The sequence below is a fragment of the Collinsella aerofaciens ATCC 25986 genome (assembly GCF_964239575.1).
GTDB lineage: Bacteria > Actinomycetota > Coriobacteriia > Coriobacteriales > Coriobacteriaceae > Collinsella > Collinsella aerofaciens_BQ.
The window spans coordinates 1-21,450 of the sequence record NZ_CAXSQQ010000028.1 but is presented as its reverse complement, the minus strand read 5'-3'; the positions used below and the strand labels follow the sequence as shown (position 1 = coordinate 21,450).

20 protein-coding genes and 1 tRNA gene are annotated in these 21,450 nt (G+C 61.4%); 20 read left to right on the top strand and 1 reads right to left on the bottom strand.

Annotated elements, in window-relative coordinates:
- Nucleotides 1-356 precede the first annotated feature (356 nt).
- The 16 genes from rpoD (at nt 357) to ffh (ending at nt 17,068) form a co-directional block, all read left to right on the top strand.
- On the top strand, nt 357-1,718 hold the full coding sequence (gene rpoD, locus ACESUZ_RS09100) for an RNA polymerase sigma factor RpoD (protein WP_195520470.1): 1,362 nt from the start codon (nt 357-359) through the stop codon (nt 1,716-1,718).
- Nucleotides 1,719-1,904: 186 nt separating this feature from the next.
- Nucleotides 1,905-1,979 (top strand) — tRNA-Asn (locus ACESUZ_RS09095).
- Between the two features lie 195 nt (nt 1,980-2,174).
- Nucleotides 2,175-2,531, top strand: coding sequence for an Asp23/Gls24 family envelope stress response protein (locus ACESUZ_RS09090; protein WP_022093773.1), 357 nt, complete (start codon nt 2,175-2,177; stop codon nt 2,529-2,531).
- A 27-nt stretch (nt 2,532-2,558) separates the two neighbouring features.
- The gene (gene fakA, locus ACESUZ_RS09085) at nt 2,559-4,220 is read left to right on the top strand and encodes a DAK2 domain-containing protein (RefSeq protein WP_373199708.1); all 1,662 of its coding nucleotides are present in this window, start codon (nt 2,559-2,561) and stop codon (nt 4,218-4,220) included.
- A 10-nt stretch (nt 4,221-4,230) separates the two neighbouring features.
- Complete coding sequence (locus ACESUZ_RS09080) at nt 4,231-6,408, top strand: ATP-dependent DNA helicase RecG (RefSeq protein ID WP_373199706.1); 2,178 nt, start codon at nt 4,231-4,233, stop codon at nt 6,406-6,408.
- Nucleotides 6,405-7,061 (top strand): 16S rRNA (guanine(966)-N(2))-methyltransferase RsmD, encoded by a 657-nt coding sequence (gene rsmD / locus ACESUZ_RS09075; RefSeq protein WP_373199704.1) that lies wholly within the window; start codon nt 6,405-6,407, stop codon nt 7,059-7,061. The genes ACESUZ_RS09080 and rsmD overlap by 4 nt, the downstream gene beginning before the upstream one ends.
- Nucleotides 7,054-7,551, top strand: coding sequence for a pantetheine-phosphate adenylyltransferase (coaD, locus tag ACESUZ_RS09070; RefSeq protein ID WP_118225804.1), 498 nt, complete (start codon nt 7,054-7,056; stop codon nt 7,549-7,551). The genes rsmD and coaD overlap by 8 nt, the downstream gene beginning before the upstream one ends.
- 68 nt (nt 7,552-7,619) lie before the next feature.
- A complete protein-coding gene (locus ACESUZ_RS09065; RefSeq protein ID WP_040358176.1) occupies nt 7,620-8,117 on the top strand; it encodes an ATP synthase subunit B family protein in 498 nt (165 codons plus the stop codon).
- A complete protein-coding gene (locus tag ACESUZ_RS09060; protein ID WP_373199702.1) occupies nt 8,117-8,671 on the top strand; it encodes a YceD family protein in 555 nt (184 codons plus the stop codon). The genes ACESUZ_RS09065 and ACESUZ_RS09060 overlap by 1 nt, the downstream gene beginning before the upstream one ends.
- A gap of 64 nt (nt 8,672-8,735) precedes the next feature.
- A complete protein-coding gene (rpmF, locus tag ACESUZ_RS09055) occupies nt 8,736-8,915 on the top strand; it encodes a 50S ribosomal protein L32 (RefSeq protein ID WP_022094017.1) in 180 nt (59 codons plus the stop codon).
- A gap of 87 nt (nt 8,916-9,002) precedes the next feature.
- Nucleotides 9,003-10,022 carry a phosphate acyltransferase PlsX gene (gene plsX, locus ACESUZ_RS09050; protein WP_195234545.1) on the top strand — a complete coding sequence of 340 codons (1,020 nt, stop codon included), beginning with the start codon at nt 9,003-9,005 and terminating at the stop codon, nt 10,020-10,022.
- A 124-nt stretch (nt 10,023-10,146) separates the two neighbouring features.
- The gene (locus ACESUZ_RS09045; RefSeq protein ID WP_055286398.1) at nt 10,147-10,389 is read left to right on the top strand and encodes an acyl carrier protein; all 243 of its coding nucleotides are present in this window, start codon (nt 10,147-10,149) and stop codon (nt 10,387-10,389) included.
- Between the two features lie 3 nt (nt 10,390-10,392).
- Nucleotides 10,393-11,118 carry a ribonuclease III gene (gene rnc, locus ACESUZ_RS09040; protein ID WP_117716046.1) on the top strand — a complete coding sequence of 242 codons (726 nt, stop codon included), beginning with the start codon at nt 10,393-10,395 and terminating at the stop codon, nt 11,116-11,118.
- 10 nt (nt 11,119-11,128) lie between these two features.
- Nucleotides 11,129-14,665 carry a chromosome segregation protein SMC gene (gene smc, locus ACESUZ_RS09035; RefSeq protein WP_373199700.1) on the top strand — a complete coding sequence of 1,179 codons (3,537 nt, stop codon included), beginning with the start codon at nt 11,129-11,131 and terminating at the stop codon, nt 14,663-14,665.
- A complete protein-coding gene (ftsY, locus tag ACESUZ_RS09030; RefSeq protein WP_055286404.1) occupies nt 14,665-15,582 on the top strand; it encodes a signal recognition particle-docking protein FtsY in 918 nt (305 codons plus the stop codon). The genes smc and ftsY overlap by 1 nt, the downstream gene beginning before the upstream one ends.
- Before the next feature lie 10 nt (nt 15,583-15,592).
- Nucleotides 15,593-17,068 (top strand): signal recognition particle protein, encoded by a 1,476-nt coding sequence (ffh, locus tag ACESUZ_RS09025; protein ID WP_035138144.1) that lies wholly within the window; start codon nt 15,593-15,595, stop codon nt 17,066-17,068.
- A gap of 120 nt (nt 17,069-17,188) precedes the next feature.
- Here the strand turns inward: ffh and ACESUZ_RS09020 are convergent, their stop codons facing one another.
- The gene (locus ACESUZ_RS09020) at nt 17,189-17,953 is read right to left on the bottom strand and encodes a DUF134 domain-containing protein (RefSeq protein WP_225093514.1); all 765 of its coding nucleotides are present in this window, start codon (nt 17,951-17,953) and stop codon (nt 17,189-17,191) included.
- Between the two features lie 218 nt (nt 17,954-18,171).
- Between ACESUZ_RS09020 and thyA the strand changes: the two genes are divergently transcribed.
- The 4 genes from thyA (at nt 18,172) to ACESUZ_RS09000 (ending at nt 21,387) form a co-directional block, all read left to right on the top strand.
- Nucleotides 18,172-19,020 carry a thymidylate synthase gene (gene thyA, locus ACESUZ_RS09015; protein WP_373199697.1) on the top strand — a complete coding sequence of 283 codons (849 nt, stop codon included), beginning with the start codon at nt 18,172-18,174 and terminating at the stop codon, nt 19,018-19,020.
- Nucleotides 19,021-19,029: 9 nt separating this feature from the next.
- Complete coding sequence (locus tag ACESUZ_RS09010) at nt 19,030-19,548, top strand: dihydrofolate reductase (RefSeq protein ID WP_138374836.1); 519 nt, start codon at nt 19,030-19,032, stop codon at nt 19,546-19,548.
- A 109-nt stretch (nt 19,549-19,657) separates the two neighbouring features.
- A complete protein-coding gene (locus ACESUZ_RS09005; RefSeq protein ID WP_373199695.1) occupies nt 19,658-20,572 on the top strand; it encodes a TrmH family RNA methyltransferase in 915 nt (304 codons plus the stop codon).
- Between the two features lie 125 nt (nt 20,573-20,697).
- Complete coding sequence (locus ACESUZ_RS09000) at nt 20,698-21,387, top strand: MATE family efflux transporter (RefSeq protein WP_373199693.1); 690 nt, start codon at nt 20,698-20,700, stop codon at nt 21,385-21,387.
- The last annotated feature ends 63 nt before the right edge of the window (nt 21,388-21,450 follow it).

Genomic DNA, 21,450 nt, shown 5'->3' with positions numbered 1-21,450 from the left:
CCTGCCCAGCTCCCTCGCGATCTCCCTGCACGACGCCCTGCGCTCCAGCATCCTCTGGACCGTGTCCCGCTCGTGCCTCGTGAGCCTTCCGTAGGACCTCGGGACCGCCCTCGCGGAGCCCCTTTTCTTCTTTCCGGACATACCGTCCTCCGATCTCCCGGGGCCGGCCGGCCCGGCCCTCAGGGTATCGGGTTCCCACATTCATCCGCACATGTGCGGATGAATGTGGGAGGTGTTCGGATAAAGTCGATAATCAAGGCCAGCGTATTCTCGCCTATATCCAGTCTTCTTTTTGGGTATAGACGTCAATGTGTGTGCTAAAGTATTGAGTCCTGTGGACTATGAAGGGAGAATCTGTGCCAAAAAAGACTGAGAGCACGGGTACTGGGCTGGAATCCTACGTTGCAAAGCTCATGGGCAACGGCTCAAACAGGACTTCGGTAACCGAGGACGAGATTCAGGTCGCCCTGAAGGATATCGATGTTTCTGACGAGCAGCTCACCGCGGTGTATTCCGCGCTGCGCAACAGCGGCATCCAGATTATCTCCGCGAGCGGTAACGACGACGCCCCCATGGGTGTCGACGATGACGATACCGATACCGATACCGATACCGATACCGACGATTTCGATGACGACGACGAGCACGATTCCGGCTCGCTCGACGATCACGAGCTCAAGATGGCCCGTCAGGCCGACGCCGAGATGGGTTCTTCCAAGAACAAGAAGAAGCGCACCGTGCGCACGTCCCGTTCACGCTCCCGCGTGCGTGGCATCGATGCCTCCACGGTGATGCTGACCGGCGACCCGGTCCGTATGTACCTCAAGGAGATCGGCAAGGTCGACCTGTTGACCGCCTCCGAAGAGGTCGATCTGGCTATGAAGATCGAGGCCGGTCTCGAGGCTACCGAGAAGCTCGAGGCTGCCGATGCTGGTGAGCTCGAACTCACGCGTGCCGAGATGCGTCGTCTTACGCGCATTGAGAACGTGGGCCTCGAAGCCAAGCAGGCGCTCATCAGCGCAAACCTTCGTCTGGTCGTCTCCATCGCCAAGCGCTATGTCGGTCGCGGCATGCTGTTCCTCGACCTGATTCAGGAGGGCAACCTCGGTCTGATCCGCGCCGTCGAGAAGTTCGACTACCAGAAGGGCTTTAAGTTCTCCACGTACGCCACGTGGTGGATCCGTCAGGCCATTACGCGCGCTATCGCCGACCAGGCCCGTACCATCCGTATTCCCGTGCACATGGTCGAGACTATCAACAAACTCGTCCGCGTGCAGCGTCAGCTCCTTCAGGACCTGGGCCGCGACCCGACCCCCGAAGAGATCGGTGCCGAGATGGACATGAGCGCCGACCGCGTCCGCGAGATCCAGAAGATCTCGCAGGAGCCCGTGTCGCTCGAGACCCCCATCGGCGAGGAAGAGGATTCCCAGCTGGGTGACTTCATCGAGGACTCCCAGGCCATCGTTCCGCCCGATGCGGCCAGCTTCTCCATGCTGCAGGAGCAGCTCACCCAGGTGCTCGACTCGCTTGCCGATCGTGAGCGCAAGGTTATCGAGCTGCGCTTTGGCCTTGTCGACGGACATCCCCGTACGCTCGAGGAAGTCGGCCGCGAGTTTGGCGTCACGCGCGAGCGCATCCGCCAGATCGAGTCCAAGACCCTGGCCAAGCTCCGCCACCCGAGCCGCAGCAGCAAGCTCAAAGACTATATCGAAAGCTAGTCAAGCAAGAGGCGCCCTCAAGCACATCCGCTTGGGGGCGCTTTCATGTAGTCGTTGGACGTTCTTGAATGACTAGTCGTTTAAGAACGTCCCCAATGATTAGGTCGGAAAATTTCTTAAAAAAGTTCTTGCCCTGAGCTGATTCGTCCGTATAATAAACTTTGTTGCTTGAGAGCACGCACCTATTCCTCGGTAGCTCAATGGTAGAGCACGCGGCTGTTAACCGCGCTGTTGTAGGTTCGAGTCCTACCCGGGGAGCCAGGTTGTAAAACCCGTCGCTTATGCGGCGGGTTTTTTCATGCCGCGATCGCCGTTCACGAACGTTACCGTATCAACATTTCGTGTCGAGGATGTAATCCCGAGGCCCGCCACCTCAACATGGCGCGGTCGTTGTAGAATATTGCAATGATTGCTCCCACGACATGGTGCCGCGAGCACCAAGAAAAGGAGATTCTTGTGTCTGAGACCATTAACGGCAGCCTGAGCGTCTCGAACGACGTTATTGCCGATATTGCCGGTTATGCCGCGATGACGTGCTATGGCGTTGTCGGTATGGCTGAGCAGCTCCAGGGCGCCGAGAGCGTGCGCCTGCTTGCCGGTCAGCGCCTCCGCAAGGGCGTGCTTGTCTCCGCCGACGAGAACGGCCTTACGGTCGATCTTCACGTCGTGCTCGAGAACGGCGTCAACATGAAGTCCGTCTGCCACAATCTTTCGAGCTCCGTTGCCTTTACCCTGCAGGAGATCGCCCAGATCGATCCCGCCAGCCTTAAGATCGGCATCCATATCGACGCGCTCAAGAGCCGTCTGAACTAGCATCCGAAAACGGAGATTCAAATACCCATGATTGCAAAGACCATTCGCACCTGTTTTCCGATCGCTGCGGCTGCCGTTTCCGACAAGGCCGAGGAGATCAACAAGCTCAACGTCTTCCCCGTACCCGATGGCGATACCGGCACCAACATGTCGCTCACGCTCGCCTCGGTGACCAAGGAGCTTTCTGCTCTTCCTGCCGACGCCGACATGGAAGCCATCGCCGGCGCCATCACCCACGGCTCCCTGATGGGTGCCCGCGGCAACTCCGGCGTCATCACCTCGCAGATTCTGCGCGGTGTGGCCGAGGGCCTCGTCTCTGCCGATGAGCCTATTACGGCTGCCAACATCGCCTTCGCCTTCCGTCGCGCCGTCAAGGTTGCCTTCCAGGCTGTCCGCAAGCCCATCGAGGGCACGATCCTCACGGTCCTGCGCGATGTCTCGACCAAGGCAGACGAGTGCGAGAAGAAGAAGTTCTCGGCCGAGGATGCGCTCGACGCCATCGTCGTCGAGGCCTACCAGTCCGTCGCTCGCACGCCCGACCTGCTGCCCGTTCTGAAGGAGAACGGCGTGGTTGACTCCGGCGCCTTCGGCTTTGCTATTTTCCTTGAGAACTTTGTTGCCGCCGCGCTTGGCCGCAGCACCGTTGTCGAGGATTTCTCCGCCACGTTTGATTCCGCTGGCTCTGCCCGCGACGCGGCCCTTGGTCGCGTTGAGATCGAGGCCAACGACGATTGGGAGGGCTCGGAGTTCCGCTACTGCAACGAGTTCCTGTTTAAGGCCGACGCCCCGTTTGACGAGGACGAGTGCCTTAAGTTCCTGGGTTCCATGGGCGACTGTGAGCTACTCGTGGGCGCCTATCCCGACTACAAGATCCATGTGCACTCCAACACCCCCAACCTGGTGCTCGAGCACATGCTGCAGCTTGGTCAGATCTACGAGGTCTTTATCCACAACATGGAGATGGAGGCCCACGACCGTACCGCCAAGATTCACGAGGACCAGGAAAAGGTCGCCGAGCCCGCCAAGGCGCTGGGCTTTGTCGCCGTTGCCGCCGGTTCCGGCGAGGCCGACATCCTCAAGTCCCTTGGCGTCGACGTGATCGTCTCGGGTGGCCAGACCATGAACCCCTCGACTGCCGACCTGCTGGGCGCGGTGGACCAGGTCAACGCGACCTCGGTCATCATTCTGCCCAACAACGGCAACATCCGCATGGCTGCCGAGGCTGCCGCTTCTGCCTGCACGGACAAGAAGGTTGCCGTCGTTCCCACCAAGACCGTCCCACAGGCGTTCTCCGCGCTGTTCGCGGTCCTGCCCGATTCCGAGCTCGAGGACGCCGTCGCCGCCATGGTCGACGCCATCAGCGAGGTCCGCGATGGCGAGGTCACCCGCGCCGTGCGCGACTCCAGCGCCTCCGACGGCTCTCCGATTCACTCCGGTGACGTCATGGGCATCATTGCCGGCTCCATCGATGTGGTCGGCTCCGACGTGAAACAGGTCACGCTCGATTGCATCAACCGCATGCAGGAGGAAGAGGAAGGCGACGCGCTGACGATTCTGGCTGGCGAGGAGCTGTCCGATGAGGCCTTCCAGGAGATCGTCGACGCTATCGAGGAGGCTCAGCCCGATCTGGAGATTGACGCCCATCGTGGCGAGCAGCCGCTCTATCCCGTGATCTTCTCGATCGAGTAGGCAACTGCCCATGTCCGAGCTGTGCTCCGTGCCGCGCGTCTCGGAGCGCTTTGCCCAGAGCAATGCGCTCGACGAGGATATCGCGCGACTCAAATATGTTTCGGGTAAACGTGAGGAGGCCCTTCGCCGTCTGGGAATTCGGACGGTGGGGGACCTCCTTCTCCATATCCCTCATCGATACCTCGACTTTACCCGTTCGTGGTCCATCGAGATGGCGTCCATCGGTACCGTGTGCACCATCATCGCCACGGTCGACCGTATTGTCCAAAAGCAGCCGCGCCCGCGCATGCAGGTGACCGAGGTCTCACTTGTTGACGAGACGGGCGTGCTACAGGTCGCCTTTTTCCGCCAGCCCTGGATTGCCCAGCAGCTTAAGCAGGGCGACCGCCTGGCCGTGATGGGCAAGGTCGAGTTTGCCTACGGTTTTAAGCAGATGGCCTCGCCCCACTTTGAAAAGCTCGAGGACGGGCGCGCCGCAGGCACCATTCTGCCGGTCCATTACGTGAGCGATGGCGTGAGCCAGGCGTGGATGCGCCGCATCGTAAGCGGCGCGCTCGAGGTCGTCGGCAATCCGTTCGATCCGATTCCCGCGCCGCTGCGCGCAAAGCGGAAGCTCATGAGCAATGCCCGCGCGTTGCGTTCGATCCACCTTCCCTCGAGCATGGCTGAGCGCGACATCGCACGCCGGCGTCTTGCCTACGAGGAGTGCCTCTACCTGCAGCTGGCGCTGCGTCTGCGCAACGACGGCGGCCTGGTCGATGTGGTGCCCTATGCCCACACCGCGGGCGAGCATCTGGGCGCGCTTAAACAGGCCCTTCCGTTTTCGCTGAGCGACGAGCAGGAGGCCGCATTCCAAGACATCCTGCATGACATGTGCGATGGCGGGCGCGTGATGAACCGTCTGCTGCTGGGCGATGTCGGTACCGGTAAGACCGCCGTTGCCGCCTGCGCGCTGGCTGTGGCTGCCGATAGCGGCACGCAGGCCTGCGTTATGGCGCCCACGGGCGTGCTGGCGCGCCAATATGCCGATAAGACCGGCCCTCTGCTCTCGCAGGCCGGCATGTCCTGGGCGCTTCTGACGGGCGCCACGCCGGCCGCAGAGCGCGAGCGCATCCATGCCCAGCTGGAATCGGGCGAGCTTGACGTGCTCTTTGGCACCCATGCGGTGCTTTCGTATAACGTTGCGTTCAAGCATCTGTCGCTTGTTGTCATCGACGAGCAGCACCGCTTTGGCGTTGGCCAGCGCAACGCCCTACGCGCGAAGGGCCCCGGTGCCGATCTGCTCGTTATGACGGCAACGCCCATCCCGCGTACGCTGGCGCTTTCGGTCTACGGCGATCTGGATACGAGCATCATCCGCCATCGGCCCGTCCCTGGCGCTGGCGTGTCGACACGCGTGCTCACCGAGTCGAGCCGCGACCTCGCCTATGGCGCCATCCGCGAGGCGCATGAAAAGGGTCAGCAGGCCTACGTGATTTGCCCGCTCGTGGAGCCGAGTGACTCGGCCGATGAGTTGGAGGACGTGCCCGGTATCGCCCGCGACGAGGAGGGCCGTGTGACGGCCCCCGTGCCGCTGCATGATACGGCGACCGAGCTCGACCGCCTGCGTCTGGCGCTGCCGGGTCTCACTATCGAGCGCCTCCACGGCCGCATGCCAGCGGGGGAGAAGGACCAGGTTATCGATGCCTTCAAGCGTGGCGAGATTGACGTGCTCGTCTCGACTACGGTGGTCGAGGTGGGCGTTGACGTGCCCAACGCCACCGTCATGGTCATCGAGAACGGCGAGCGCTTTGGCTTGGCGGCCCTGCACCAGCTGCGCGGCCGCGTGGGCCGTGGCGGCGTGTCGGGCACGTGCCTGGTCATGACGCACTCCAAGGGCAACGGCGGCGCATCGGCGGCGCAAGATCGTCTGCAATCGCTCGAAAAAACCTCGGATGGCTTTACGCTCGCCCAGATGGACCTGCGTCTGCGCCACGAGGGCGAAATCCTGGGGTACCGTCAGCATGGCGGTGTGACCTTGCGCTTTGTCGACCTGGATGCCGACGAGGAATTGATCGAGTGGGCCCATTTGGACGCGCTCGAGCTCTTGCGGTATGCTTGCAACCTTGACTCTGTGGCGACGCGTCCCTTGCGCGACGCGGTCGCCATGCGTTATCGACATATCTTTAAGGAGGTCAGCGGAGGATGAGAATCATCGGCGGCGAATGGCGCGGTCGTAAGATCGAGGAGCCCCGTGGTCGCGATGTCACCCGCCCCACGACTGATCGCGTACGCGAGGCGTGCGCATCTATGGTCATGTCGGCATTCGATTTCGATTTGGACGAGGTCCGTGTGCTGGACGCCTTTGGCGGCTCCGGTACCTTAGGGTTAGAGATGCTCTCTCGTGGGGCCCGCTCGCTCACCACGTTCGAGATCGATCGCAACGCCGCGCGGCTCATTACCAAGAATATCGAGTCGCTCTGCCGTGACCGTGCGCGCTGGCGCGTGGTGACGGGTGACGTGCTGGCGAGCGCCTCGCGCGGCCGCGTGCCGGGCGGCCCCTTTGATCTGGTCCTGCTCGACCCGCCCTATGCTTTTGGTGCCGAGCCGGTCGAGGAACTGCTGCAGAACCTGGCTCAGCAGGGTTTACTTGCACCTGGCGCTTATGCCCTGTTTGAGCACGCCGCCGCCGATGCGGGCGCGCATCCGGCAGGCTTTGAGACTGTACGTGAGAAGCGCTACGGCATTACCTCGGTCGACCTGCTTCGTTGGGTCGGCGATGACGATGGTGAGGGCGATAGCGCCGGCACCGATGCTGACAACAACGATGCCACGACGTTTCAGGAGGATGCTCATGAGTGACACCATCAATCGCGTGATCGTCCCGGGCACCTTTGATCCCATCACGTTTGGCCATATCGATGTGATCCGCCGCGCCCGCCGCATCTTTCCCAGCGTGATCGTCGCTGTTGCCGAGTCGCAGGGTAAAAACGGTGTGGGCACCACGTTTACGCTCGATGAGCGCGTGGCGCTGGCCCGCGAGGCGCTCGGTGATATCGACGGCGTTGAGGTCCTGCCCTTTACCGGCCTCTTGGTCGACTTCGCTCGTGAGCAGGGGGCGGGGGCCGTGGTCAAGGGCCTGCGCGCCATGACCGACTTTGAGTATGAGCTGCAGCAGGCCGACCTCAACTATCGCTTGGATAACGAGCTGGAGTCCATCTTTGTCATGAGCGCGCCGCAGTACGGCTATATCTCGAGCTCGGTTGTTCGCCAGATCGCCTCGCTCGGTAGTGACGTGTCGACGTTTGTCCCGTCCAACGTGGTCGAAGCGCTCAAACATCGCTTTTCGTGACGTTTCTTATTGCCTGGTGGCATGTGGTAAACTAGCACGATGATATGTTACCTATGAAAGGAGACCGGATGCCGGGCGAGAATTTTCCTGGCGATAGGATCGTCAGCTTGGTCGATGAGCTCGAAGGGCTGATCGAGGAAGCCAAGCCGCCTTTCGGCAAGAACGCTCAGTTCAAGGTCATCGACGCCGACGTGTTCTTCAACATCCTCGACGAGATCCGCATGAGCTATCCCGAGGAGTGGCAGAAGTCCCGCCGTATCCTTAAGGAGCGCGAGGAGCTCATGGCTTCCGCCGCCGCTCAGGCCGATTCCATCATCGCTGACGCTCAGCAGCAGGCCCTCACCATTGCCGGTGAGCAGGAGATCGTCCGCCTTGCGCAGCAGCAGGCCGACGACATCCGCGATCGTGCCCAGCAGTACGAGCGCGAGACGCGTTATGCTGCCGAGGACTACGCAGAGCAGGTCTTTACGCACCTGGAGGAGAACCTCAAGAGCCTGACCGGCACCGTTACCCGTTGCCGTCAGCAGCTCAACGAGGGTGCCGCCCAGCAGAATGGTCAGTGGTAATGGCTGAGTTCCCGAGCGTTACCGTCGATCTTTCCGAGCAGCTCGAGTTTCCTGGAGATTCGTATCCGCTGACCGGTAAGGTCGATGTCGCCACCTACACGGTGGGCGAGAAGGAGTACCAGCTACAGGACGGCATCGACTACGACGTTGTCTTTACCAATGCCGGTACCGGTGTCTTGCTCACGGGCATGGTTCGCGCGCACGCCACCGGCGAGTGCGACCGTTGCCTGGAGCCCGCCTCGTTTGATATCGCCGGCGAGATCGAGGAGTTTTATCTCTTTGAGGAGCCCGAGGATCCCGAGGCCTACGAAGACGGCTACGAGCTCCTGGGCGAGGATCGCATCGTCGATCTGGGAGAGCCCATCAACGACGCGGTCGTCATGGACACGCCGTTTGTGGTGCTCTGCAAGCCCGATTGCCGCGGTCTGTGCCCCACTTGCGGGTGCAATCTCAACGTCGAGCAATGCGATTGTGCTGCCCAAGCCGAGGTCGAATGGGCCGAGGCCACGGAAAATCCATTTGCAGCATTGAAGAATCTCAAGCTCGATGAGTAAAACTGTGGTAGTATCGCTACTTGCGCGTAATCGCCACACTGGATAGTTCATAAGGAAGGTCACTATGCCCGTACCTAAACAAAAGCAGGGTCGTATCCGCACTCACACCCGTCGTTCCGCCAACATGAAGATCTCGGCTGCGGCTCAGTCCACGTGCCCCCGTTGCGGCGCTGTCAAGCTTCCGCACCACGTGTGCCCCAGCTGCGGTTTCTACAAGGACCGCGAGGTTATCGTTACCGAGTAACGGTATACTCTGGATGCGATGCCGTTCCAAATGGAACCACAATGGCCGGCTCAATGAGTCGGCCATTTTTGTATAAGGAGTATGTATATGAGTAACGTTCGCGTTTGTGTAGACGTTGTGGGCGGAGACGAGAAACCTCAGGTTGTTCTCGATGGTATCGAGGCTGCGCTTGCCGCCGATCCCGATATCGAGGTCTTGGCAGCTGGTCCCGCCGAAATCGTCAATCCCTTTGCAGCTTCCCACGCACGTGTTGAGGCCCTTGAGGCGCCCGACGTTATCGCCATGGATGACGATCCCATTCGCGCCGTGATGACCAAGCGTAAGTCGTCGATCGTGCTTTCTTGCCGCGCCATTAAGAAGGGCAACGCGGATGCGTTCTTCTCTGCCGGCTCCACCGGCGCCATGACGGCCGCTGCCACAGCCTACGTGACGCCGTTTAGGTATCAGGCCGAAGGCAAGAAGCAGCCGGTGCGCCCCTGTCTGACCAATGCGCTGCCCAATCGCGCCGGCGGTCTGACGGTGCTGTGCGACATGGGTGCCAACCCCGATGTCGAGGTTGACGATATGGTGCGTTTTGCTCAGATGGGTAGCGCCTATGCCCGCGTCGTCCTGGGCATCGAGCATCCCCGCGTGGGCCTGCTTGCCAACGGCACCGAGGACGAGAAGGGCTCCAACTTTACCAAGGCCTGCTTCCCGGCCATGAAAGCCGCCGTTCCCGGCTTTGTTGGTAACTGCGAGGGAACGGACATCACCTCGGGTAACTTCGATGTCGTCGTTGCCGATGGTATGTCGGGCAATATTGCGCTCAAGGCCACCGAGGGCGCTGCCAAGTTTTTGCTGCAGGAGCTCAAGGGTGTCTTTATGTCTTCGCTCGGCACCAAGATTGCCGCGCTTCTCATCAAAAAGCAGATGCGCGAGATTAAGGCCAAGCTCTCAGGCGACGCCAAGGGCGGCGCGATTCTTTTGGGCCTGCGCGGCGTGGTCCTGATCGGCCATGGCGCCACCTCGGTCGAGGCTGTTAAAAACGGTACGCTCGCGGCGGCCGAAGCCGTGCGCGCCGGGCTGGTCGAGAATGTCGCCAACTCCATGGACGGTATCGTTTTATAAGAGCGAGTTAGGGCGCTGTTATGTGCTTCGCGGCGCACGTCGTGGGGTAGAATCAGAACCGTGTCTTGGTACCGCCCGGGCGGTACCATTCTTTTGGTATTCATGCACTATGAGAGGAAGCGCTATGGACCGCTCCGAAATCTTCGACAAGATCGCCGAGGTCGCTGCTGACGTTCTGGGCGTCGATGTTGCCGAAATTAGCGAGGAGACCACCTTTGACGACCTCGATGCCAACTCGCTCGAGCGCCTGCAGCTGGTTACGGCTATCGAGGACGAGTTCAACCTCGAGATCGATGACGAGACCCTGCTCTCGCTCAACTCTGTCGCCGACGCCGTCGACGCTATCGAAGCTGCCAAGGAGGCCTAAGTCTTGGCTTTATCCGAACGACTTACGCGCGCCCAGGAAATCTTGGGCCACGAGTTCAACAATAAGGTGCTGCTGCGCGCGGCGCTTACGCATCCCTCGGCAGTCGAGGGCCAGCCGGTTTCTGCCAGCTATGAGCGCCTTGAGTTCTTGGGCGATTCCATTTTGGGCGCTGTGGTCGCACGCTCCCTGTTTGAGTCCTATCCGGAGTTTGACGAGGGCAAGCTCACGCGCCTGAAGGTGTCGCTTGTCTCGGGCGCCACGCTGTCCGAGGTTTCTCACGAGCTGGGCATTGACGACATCATCATCTTTGGTGCCTCCGAGACCGGTACCGGTGCGCGCGGCCTGCATTCGGCGCTCGAGAACGTCTATGAGTCGCTCGTGGGCGCGCTGTACCTGGATGCCGGCTGGGATGCGGCGGCGGAGTTCATTCACCGTACGCTTAAGCCGCATTTGGCTTCCGAGCGTGCCGAGCATCCTGCGAACCCCAAGTCGTTTTTGCAGGAGTGCGTGCAAGCCGACGGTCACGAGCCCCCGGCGTATAAGCTCGTTGGCTCCGAGGGCCCGGCGCATGCGCCCACCTTTACCGCCGTGGTGTTGATCGATGGTATTCGTCAGGGTCGCGGCTCCGGCTCCTCAAAGAAGGAAGCCGAGGGAGCCGCCGCGCTCGAAGCGCTCGACCGCATGGGTTACACCACCAACGGCGTGATTCTGAATAAGAAGCACGTGTAAGCGAGGAACCGTGTATCTCAAGTCCCTCACGCTCAAAGGGTTCAAGTCGTTTGCCGACCGCGCCCATATGACGTTTGAGCCGGGCCTGACCGTCATCGTCGGTCCCAACGGCTCGGGAAAATCGAACATCTCCGACTCCATCCTGTGGGTCCTGGGCGAGCAGAGCGCCAAGCAGTTGCGCGGCCAGGCCATGGAGGATGTCATCTTCTCGGGCTCGTCAGCGCGCAAGCCGGTGGGTGTCGCTGAGGTCACACTGGTGCTCGATAACTCGGACCATATGTTGCCCGTCGATTTTGACGAGGTCGCTATCACTCGTCGCATGTATCGCTCGGGCGAAAGCGAGTACCTCATCAACTCGAGTCCGTGCCGCCTGATGGACATTCAGGATATCCTGCACGATTCGGGCCTGGGCAAGGATACGCATTCCATCATCAGCCAGGGCAAGCTCGACGCCATTTTGCAGAGCCGCCCCGAGGAGCGCCGCGCCCTCATCGAGGAGGCCGCCGGCATATCCAAGCACAAGCGCCGCAAGGAGCGTGCGCTCAAAAAGATTAAGTCGATGGACGAGCACCTGATGCGTGCCCGCGACATCAATAAGGAAATCGCCCGTCAGCTGCGACCGCTGGAGCGTCAGGTCGATCGTGCGCGCAAGTACAAAGAGCTGTCCTCGCGCACGAACGAGCTTACGCAGATGCTGGCCGTCGACGAGCTGCGTTCGCTGCAGTCGCAGTGGAACGACCTGGAGAGCCGCTCCAAAGAGGGCGCTGCCGAGCTGGAGCTTGCGCAGTACCGCTTGGGCGAAAAAGAACGCGAGCTCGAGAAGCTTCAGGTTATGCTCGAGGAAAAGGGCCTGTTTGTGGGCGATCTTGGCGAGCAGCGTCGTCATATGCAAGATGTGGTCGGCCGCATTAACTCCGACATGCGTCTGCTTGAGGAAAAGGGCCACAACATGGTGTCGCGCCTGTCTGACATGCGCGGCCAGATTTCGAGCTCCGATCATCAGCGTCGTCGCGTGGTCGAGGAGCTCGAGGACGCGCGTGCGCAGCTTGAGGAAGTGACCGGTGCGCACATGCAGGCCCAGGAGGACGTTGACGCCGCTGGTCCTGCCGCCGCTGAGCTCCACGTGCGGCGCGGGGCGCTCGACAATCAAATTTCGCAGCTTACGCGCGAGCAGCGCGATGTGCAGCGCGTGGCCGATAACGCCGCGCTCGAGCTCGCCAAGGTGAAGGACTCACTGAGCAACGCCGAGGTCGAGGACAACATGTATGCCTCGCGCCTGGAGCAGATCGATGAACAGCTCGAGGAGGTCACGGCCTCGCTCGAGAGCCGTCGCGACCGCGCCGAGGAGCTTGAGGGCGCTCTTGAGGAGGCGCGCCAGGACCAGGTCGATGCGCGTGAGGCCGCCGAGGTCGCCCGTGCGGCCCTGAAGGACTTGCGTGCCCGCGAGAGCGAGGCGCGCAACAAGCTGTCCGAGGTGCGCTCAGAGCTTGCCAGCCAAAAGAAGCTTGATGCCCGCATGGCCGACAGCTCGCCGCTCGTGAGCCGTCTGGTGGGTGCGCTGGGCGACGATGTCTCGGGTCGTCTGGGCGACGTGCTCGAGGCCCCGCGCGAGCTTGAGGGCCTGGTTGAGCAATTGCTCGCCGGCGATATCGATGCCCTGTTGTTTGATGACGCTGATGCGCTTCAGCGCGCCGGGCGTGCAGCCCTGGACCAGAAGAAGGCCTCGGGCGAGGCACTGCTGGTGGCGCGCGGCGTGAGCGGCGGTGTTGCCGCCAAGGGCGCTGCCGGCTCTCGTCTGGTTGATCGCCTGTCCGTCCGTGCGGGCTACGGTCCTGTTGTCGAAGCTCTGCTCGGCGGCTATTACGTGGTCGATGACTTGGCTACCGCGTTGGCGGCACCGGTTGTGGATGGCGTGACCTATGTGACCCCTGATGGTGCCCGCGTGTGCTGTGGCGGCCTGGTGCGTGTGGGGCTCGATGCCGGCGAGGCTTCGGGTGCCTTGGAGCGCAAGCGCCGCATCCGTGAGCTCGAGGGCCTGGAGCCCGATCTGGCTGCCGTGTTTGAGCATGTGTCGGATCAGGTCGTCGAGGCCAATGCGGCCGTTGAGGAAGCGCGTGCCGCTGAGGGCGATGCCGCCGGCGAGATCGCCCGTCTTGAGGGCGAGCGCCGCTCGTTGCTCTCCGAGATCGGCCGCTTGGAGCAAAGCGCCAACAATGCCGAGGTCGAGCGCGTGCGCATCTCCAAGCGCCGCGAGCTGGCCTCCGAAGCCGTTCGCGCTGCGCGCCCGCGCGTTGACGAGCTCACCCGTTCGCGCGACGAGGCCCGTGCGCAGGCAAGCGACCTGGGTCTCCAGATTGCCGAGGCCAACGACGAACTCGACCGCGTTCGCCGTGACGATTCCGAGGCCGCCGGTAAGCTCGCCGACGCCAAGGTTCGCCTAGCCCAGACGAGCGAACGCCTGCGTTCGCTGAAGGGCCGCGTGCCCGACCTGGAGCATCGCCTGGAGGGCATCGATCGTCGTATCCGCGGAACTCGCCAGGCTTCGCGCTCGCTCGAGCTGCTGCGCCTGCGCGTTGACCCCATGCACGAGCGTTATTCGGCCCTGCTGGAGCGCGCGTCGGATTGGGCAGCGCGCCTGCGTGACCAGGCCTCTCTGGAAGAGGCGGACTCCGCTTCGCTCAAGAGGACCATCGAGGATGCCAAGGCAGAGGTTGCCCGCGCTAAGGAGCGGGTCGATACCGCCTCCGCCACGCAAAACGAGTTCAAGGTCGCACGTGGCAAGCTCGAGGTGCAGGTAGAGGCCGCCATTAAGGCCATTACCGCCGATGGCACCACGGTACTCGAGGAAGCGCTCATGCTTCCGGCGCCCACGGACCGCGATGCCGCCGAGCGCGAGCTCAACCAGCTCGTGCGTCAGATCAACAATCTGGGCCCCGTGAACCAGGTTGCCATGGAGGAGTACGAGCAGCTTAAGCGCCGCGCCGACTACATCGAGGAGCAGCTGGCCGATCTGGAGAGCGCGCGCAAGGCGCTCACCAAGATAACCGTGGCTATCGACCGCAAGATGCGTAAGGCCTTCCTAGTTACCTTTGAGAAGGTCGATGCGAACTTCCGCGAGATCTTCGCCATGCTCTTCCCGGGCGGTCAGGCGCATCTGGAGATGACCGATCCCGAGCATCCTGCCGAGACGGGTATCGAGGTCGTGGCGCAACCGCGCGGCAAGCGCATCACCAAGATGATGCTCATGTCGGGCGGCGAGAAGAGCCTGACGGCGCTCGCCCTGCTCTTTGCCGTGTACCGCACGCGCACGGTGCCGTTCTATGTGCTGGACGAGGTCGAGGCGGCGCTTGATGACGCTAACCTGTCCAAGCTCATCGGAGCCCTCGATGTGCTGCGTTCCGATACGCAGCTCTTGGTTATCTCGCATCAGCGCCGTACTATGGAGGACGCTGACGTCCTCTATGGCGTCTCGATGCAAGCCGACGGCGTCAGTCGCGTCGTCTCGCAAAAACTCGATCGCGAAACCGGAAAGGTCGTGAATGCATAATGGGATTCTTCGATGCTCTCTCGCGCGGACTTGAGCGCAGCCGCGAGGCCCTCAACGAGGTCTTCTACTTTGGCGGTGAGGTCGACGAGGATTTTTGGGAGGACCTGGAGGACACCCTCGTAATGGGTGACATGGGCGCCGAGGTCGCTATCAAGGTCTCCGATGACCTGCGCGATGCCGCGGCCAAGAAGAACCTCAAGACCGCTCCGCAGCTTCGCCGCGCCCTGGCCGAGCAGCTTGAGCAGCACTTTGTGCCCATCGAGCGAGATCCGTTCTCCGATACGCCGAGCTGCGTGCTGTTTGTGGGCATTAACGGTGCCGGCAAGACCACGACGGTCGGTAAGATCGCGAGCGCCATGGCTGCCCGCGGCAAGAACGTGGTGATCGGTTCGGCCGACACCTTCCGCGCCGCCGCCATCGAGCAGCTTGATGTGTGGGGCCAGCGCGCTGGCGTCCCCGTCATCAAGCGCGACCGCGGCTCCGACCCGGCAAGTGTTTGCTACGACGTGCTCGACGAGGCCGACAAGCGCGGCAGCGACCTGGTGCTTATCGATACCGCCGGCCGTCTACACACGAGCCCTGAGCTCATGCGCGAGCTTGCCAAGGTGGTCAATGTGACCCGTAAGCGCGCCGCCAATATGGCCGCCGGTCCCATGCCGGTTTCGGTCGTGCTTGTGATCGACGCCGCGACGGGCCAAAACGGTCTGAACCAGGCGCTCGAGTTTAACGAGGCGCTGGGCCTGGACGGTATTATCATGACTAAGCTCGACGGCACGGCTAAGGGCGGCATCGCCATGGCCGTGGCCGAGAAGCTCAAGCTCCCGATCCTGCGCATCGGCGTGGGCGAGCAGGTCGATGACCTGCAGGAGTTCAATGCCAAAGATTTCTGCCGCGCCCTGGTGGGCGAGTCCAATTAAGGAGTGACTAGTGTTTGATTCCCTGAGCGATCGCCTCAACGACACATTTGACCGCCTGCGCGGCAAGGGCAAGCTGACCGAGGCCGATATTACTTCGGCCATGCGCGATATTCGCATGGCGCTGCTCGAGGCCGACGTTAACTTTAAGGTTGTCAAGGAGTTCGTCGCCAAGACTAAGGAGCGCTGCATGACCGCAGAGGTCATGGAGTCGCTCTCTCCGGCGCAAAACGTCGTCAAGATCGTGCTCGACGAGCTTACCGAGATGCTCGGCTCCACCGAGAGCAAGCTCGTCTTTAGCAACCGTATTCCCAATGTCATCATGCTCGTGGGCCTGCAGGGCTCCGGTAAGACCACGGCTGCCGTAAAGCTGGCCTACCTGCTCAAGAAGCAGGGTCGCTCGCCGTTGCTCGCCGCGTGCGACGTCTACCGTCCCGCTGCTGCCGACCAGCTGGCCACGCTCGGTGGCGAGATCGGCGTACCGGTCTTCCGCGGCGACGGTGCGCACCCGGTCGATATCGCCAAGGGCGCCATCCAGGAGGCCGTCGACCACCTGCGCGACGTGGTCATCGTCGATACCGCCGGACGTCTTCAGATCGATGAGCAGATGATGCAGGAGGCCGTGGACATCAAGAAGGCCGTTAAGCCCGATCAGGTGCTGATGGTCGTCGATGCCATGACCGGCCAGGATATCGTCAACGTCGTCTCGACCTTTGCCGAGCGCACCGACTTTGACGGAGTGATCATCTCCAAGCTCGACGGCGATGCCCGTGGCGGCGGCGCGCTTTCCGTGCGCCAGGTGACCGGTAAGCCCATCAAGTTCGTGAGCATGGGCGAGAAGCCCGATTCGCTGGAGCCGTTCTATCCCGATCGTATGGCCAAGCGCATTCTGGGTATGGGCGACGTTGTCGGCATTATTGAGAAGGCCCAGGAGGCGGCCGACGCCGAGCAGCTCGAGGCTGCCGAGCGCATGCTGCGCGAGGGCTTCACCATGAATGACATGCTCGACCAGATGAAGGCCGTCAAGAAGATGGGCGGCATGAAGGGCATCCTGGGCATGCTCCCCGGCGGCCAGCGTGCGCTCAACCAGATGGGCGGCAACCTGGACGAGGGCATCTTCGACAAGAACGAGGCCATCATCATGTCGATGACCAAGGAGGAGCGCCTTCGCCCCTCCATCATCAACGGTCAGCGCCGTGCCCGCATTGCCAAGGGCGCCGGCGTGACCCCCACCGAGGTCAATAGCCTTATGAAGCAGTGGGGCGAGATGAACAAGATGATGGGCCGCATGCGCACGATGGCCAATCAGGCGCAGGCCGGCGGCAAGAAGGGCAAGAAGGGTAAGAAGGGCAAAAAGATGCGCATGCCCAATATTCCCGGTCTGGATGCCATGGGGCTGGGCGGCATGGGCGGCCTGGGAACGGGCGGCCCCAAGTCCGATATGGACCTGCTGCGCCAGATGGAAGCGCAGATGCGTAATAAGAAATAGAGCTCTAATTCCAGTTTGATATGGCAAAGGCCACTCGGAAGCTACCGGGTGGCCTTTGTTGTTGGCTTTGATTGTTGGGTTGCGTTCAGCGTCGCGCCCCGAGCTCGCGGTGTCGTGCCGTTAGTGGCAGCCACAGCCCTCGTGGCCCTCGTGCTCGTGATGGTCGTGGCAGCTGCAGGACTCGCCGTGTTCGTGGGCGTGGCCGTGGTCATGGCCGTGGCAGCCGCATGTGGCCTCGCCGTTCTGTGCGAGCGTGCCGGCAATAAGGGCTTCGACGCAAGCGTCGCAGCTGCCCTGGGCACCTGCGTATACCGTGATGCCGGCTTGGGCAAGCGCGTTGATGGCGCCACCGCCGATGCCGCCGCAGATGAGCGTGTCCACACCGCCGTTGGCGAGCAGGCCCGCCAGGGCGCCGTGGCCGGTGCCGCCGGTGCCCACGACCTGCTCGTTGAGCACCTTGCCGTCCTGAATGTCGTAGATCTTGAACTGCTCGCTGCGGCCAAAGTGCATAAAGATGTTGCCGTTGTCGTACGTCGTTGCCACCCTCATGGTGCCGACCTCCTTTGCTGGCCATGCGGCCGTCGTCGAGGCGATGGGGGAGTACGCGATATTGCCGCCCTCGATGACGAGCGCTCGTCCGTTGACCAGCGCATCGGCCACCTTGCGATGCGCGCGGCTGCAAATGGCCGCCACCGTTGCACGGGCGATGCCCATCTGCTGGGCGACCGCCTCTTGGTTGAGACCTTCCAGGTCGCACAGGCGCAGCACCTCAAGCTCGTCGACGGTCATGTCGATGGCATCACCGCTGGCCAGGCCATCGGGGGTGAAGCCGCGGTATTCGGGGATGATCCCGACGCGGCGCAGTTTTTCGCGTCTTCCTGCCATGCACACTCCTTATCTGACATATGTCAACAATAGGATAACGCGTTAGTCGTTGGGCGCAAGGCATTTCTGGCATATGTCAGAAAAAGGCTAAGATGCCTCGTTGCCGCTTGCGGAGCCGCGCTGCCGTGCATTGCGTGTGCCGGACTAAGTGTCCAATTCGACACTCGCGCGCCTGGGCTACAATAAATCTCGCTTATAGGCGACTGACAGGAGGGTCAATGAGCAAAGCTGATCAGCAGTTTGTAACCATGTGCCGCGATATCTTGGATCATGGCACCACCACCGAGGGCCAAAAGGTCCGTCCGGTGTGGGAGGACGGCACCCCTGCCTATACCATTAAAAACTTTGGTGTCACGGCGCGCTATGATCTGCGCGTGGAGTTCCCCGCGCTCACCCTGCGTCGTACGGCGCTTAAGTCTGCCATGGACGAGATTCTGTGGATCTATCAAAAGAAGTCCAATAACGTGCATGATCTCAACAGCCATATCTGGGATGAGTGGGCCGATGAGACCGGTTCCATCGGTAAAGCCTACGGCTATCAGATTGGTCAGAAGAGCCATTACGCCGAGGGCGACTTCGACCAGATGGACCGTGTGCTGTACGACCTTAAGCACACGCCGTATAGTCGCCGCATTATGACCAATACGTACGTGTTTAGCGATCTGTCCGAGATGCACCTTTATCCGTGCGCCTATAGCGTGACCTATAACGTGACGCAGCGTCCTCAGGACGACAAGCCGACGCTCAACATGATTCTCAACCAGCGCAGCCAGGACATTTTGGCCGCGAACAACTGGAACGTGTGCCAGTACGCCATTTTGCTGATGATGGTCGCGCAGTCGGTCGATATGATTCCCGGTGAGCTGCTGCACGTGATCGCCGACGCCCATATCTATGATCGTCATGTCGATATCGTCCGCGAGCTTATCGAGCGTCCGCAGTTTGCGGCACCCAAGGTAACGCTCAACCCCGATGTGCATGACTTCTATGCGTTTACGACCGATGACCTGATCGTCGAGGGCTATGAGCACGGCCCGCAGGTCAAGAACATTCCCATTGCGGTGTAGGTGGTGCTCATGACGTGTAAGCTATCTGCTATCGTCGCCGTGTGTGACGATTGGGGCATTGGGTGCGAGGGCGACATGGTGGTGTCCAATCGCGCCGATATGCGCCATTTTGTGGCCTGCACCAAGGGCTGCCCGGTTATCATGGGACGCAAGACCCTGCTGAGTTTTCCCGGCGGGCGTCCGCTCAAGAACCGCCGCAATATCGTGCTCACCCGCGACGAGAGCTTTGCCCCCGAGGGCGTCGACGTGGTGCATAGTATCGACGAGGCGCTCGCCGCGGTTGCCGATGAGCCCGTTGCCTGGGTGATCGGTGGCGGCGATGTCTATCGGCATTTTTTGCCGTATTGCGTCGAGGCCGAGGTCACGCATAACCACTGCGTCCATGTCGTGGATACGTACTTTCCCGATTTGGAAGCCGATCCTGCGTGGGAGATTGCGCAGCGTAGCGGGGTCGCGACGATTGCCGCCGGTGAGGGTGACGAGGGCGTCGATTATGAGTTCGTGACGTATCGTCGCATCGAGGCGTAAATCGTCTGGCGTGAACGGTATCATCGGGTTGATTGAATGCATGGGGCGGCGCTTAGCGTCGCCTCGTTTGGTATAGATGTGCTGTAAAGAAGGGTGCGGGCTGGCTGCTATGACTGATGCCGTTGAGGTTCTGCGAATTGATTCGCTCGAGGACGAGCGGCTCGATGCCTACGTGCGACTGACCGAGCGTGAGCTTCGCTGCGTGCTGGAGCCGCAGAAGGGCATTTTTATCGCTGAGAGTGCCAAGGTCATCGAGCGTGCGGTTCGCGCCGGATATGAGCCGGTGAGCTTTCTTTTGGGCGAGCGCTGGCTCGACCAGATGATGCCGCTGTTTGACCAGCTTGTCGTGCGCGAGGGAGCGGGTCTGGTTCCCGTGTTCGTGGCCTCCATGGAGCTCATGGAGCAGTTGACGGGCTTTAACGTGACGCGTGGTGCGCTCGCGGCGTTCCGTCGCCCGCGTCAGATTCCGGTTGATGAGTTCTTGGGCGGTGTCGTCGAGGCGGCGGGGGATCGTCCGGTGCGTGTGTGCGTGCTTGAGAGTATTGTCGATCACACCAATGTTGGCGCTATTTTCCGCTCGGCTGCCGCATTGAACGTTGACGGTATTTTGGTCAGCCCGACGTGCTGCGACCCGCTGTACCGTCGCTCGGCCCGCGTGAGCATGGGCACCGTGTTTCAGGTGCCGTGGACGCGTATTGGCAGCGAGGCTCGTGTGTGGCCGCATGATGGTCTGAGCGCGTTGCACGATGCCGGTTTTTCGTGTGCCGCTATGGCGTTGACGGACGATTCCGTATCGCTGGACGATCCCGTGCTGCAGGAGATTGACCGCTTGGCAATCTTTATGGGTACCGAGGGTGCCGGCTTGGGCGCCAAGACCATTGCCGGCTGTGACCACGCGGTGCGCATTCCGATGGCGCACGGGGTCGATTCGCTTAACGTGGCCGCGGCGAGCGCCGTCGCCTTTTGGCAGCTGTGCCCGCACGTGAGCAATGAGTATCACTACCAGCCGGGTTTGTATCACTAGGCAGTTATTCCGCACTGTGCTCTAATTCGGGGTGTTTCGGTCGCCGCTAGTCGGTGCTAAGCTGGATTTGGCTTTGGTTTTAAATTGCTGTTTTGCTGTTTGACGTATGCGTGTGGGGAGGGCGTGTGGCTAAGAAATCTACGGCGATCGATGTAACGCAAGGTGTCATTTGGCAGCAATTGCTGTCGCTGTGCGTTCCCATCTTTTTTAGTTCGTTTTTTCAGCAGGCCTACACGCTTATCGGTACGTATATCGTTGGCCAGTTTGGCGGCAAGCTCGCGCTGGGCGGCATTCAGGCCACGATGGTCCTCACCGAGCTCTGCATTGGCTTTTGCGTTGGCGTTGGCGCCGGCTGCGCGGTCATTACCGGTCAGTATTTTGGCCAGCACGATGATGAGCGACTGAGTCGTTCGATCCATACAGCCATGACGCTCGCACTGGTGGGCGGTATCGTTTTCTCGATTCTTGGCATAGTGTTCGTTGAACCCATGCTGGTGCTTATGAACACGCCGCATGAACTATTGGCCGAGGGTGTGGCCTATGCTCGCTGTTATTTTGCCGCGATGGTTGCGGCACTGCTGCTGAATATGGGAACCGCACTGCTGCGTGCCGTGGGCGACACGCGCGGGCCCGCCGTGATCATTGCCTCTGGCTGCCTTGTTAACGTGGTGCTGGATATCATCTTTGTCGCTGTGTTGCATATGGAGGCGCTGGGCTGCGGCATCGCAGTGGCGCTGACCATTTGCTCCAATGCAACGATGATCGTGTTGCGCATGATGCGCGCTCCGGGTGCATGGCGTCTTTCGCTCATATGACCCAATCCGCTGTCAAGAGCCGCAATGGCCCCGCCGACCGCTTGCAATCGGTCGGCGGGGCCT

Bases quoted from the DNA above. Each gene is read 5' to 3' on its own strand.
- fakA (WP_373199708.1), top strand. From the start codon at position 2,559: ATGATTGCAAAGACCATTCGCACCTGTTTTCCGATCGCTGCGGCTGCC.
- ACESUZ_RS09080 (WP_373199706.1), top strand. From the start codon at position 4,231: ATGTCCGAGCTGTGCTCCGTGCCGCGCGTCTCGGAGCGCTTTGCCCAG.
- rsmD (WP_373199704.1), top strand. From the start codon at position 6,405: ATGAGAATCATCGGCGGCGAATGGCGCGGTCGTAAGATCGAGGAGCCC.
- coaD (WP_118225804.1), top strand. From the start codon at position 7,054: ATGAGTGACACCATCAATCGCGTGATCGTCCCGGGCACCTTTGATCCC.
- ACESUZ_RS09065 (WP_040358176.1), top strand. From the start codon at position 7,620: ATGCCGGGCGAGAATTTTCCTGGCGATAGGATCGTCAGCTTGGTCGAT.
- ACESUZ_RS09060 (WP_373199702.1), top strand. From the start codon at position 8,117: ATGGCTGAGTTCCCGAGCGTTACCGTCGATCTTTCCGAGCAGCTCGAG.
- rpmF (WP_022094017.1), top strand. From the start codon at position 8,736: ATGCCCGTACCTAAACAAAAGCAGGGTCGTATCCGCACTCACACCCGT.
- plsX (WP_195234545.1), top strand. From the start codon at position 9,003: ATGAGTAACGTTCGCGTTTGTGTAGACGTTGTGGGCGGAGACGAGAAA.
- ACESUZ_RS09045 (WP_055286398.1), top strand. From the start codon at position 10,147: ATGGACCGCTCCGAAATCTTCGACAAGATCGCCGAGGTCGCTGCTGAC.
- ftsY (WP_055286404.1), top strand. From the start codon at position 14,665: ATGGGATTCTTCGATGCTCTCTCGCGCGGACTTGAGCGCAGCCGCGAG.
- ACESUZ_RS09020 (WP_225093514.1), bottom strand. From the start codon at position 17,953: ATGGCAGGAAGACGCGAAAAACTGCGCCGCGTCGGGATCATCCCCGAA.
- thyA (WP_373199697.1), top strand. From the start codon at position 18,172: ATGAGCAAAGCTGATCAGCAGTTTGTAACCATGTGCCGCGATATCTTG.
- ACESUZ_RS09010 (WP_138374836.1), top strand. From the start codon at position 19,030: ATGACGTGTAAGCTATCTGCTATCGTCGCCGTGTGTGACGATTGGGGC.
- ACESUZ_RS09005 (WP_373199695.1), top strand. From the start codon at position 19,658: ATGACTGATGCCGTTGAGGTTCTGCGAATTGATTCGCTCGAGGACGAG.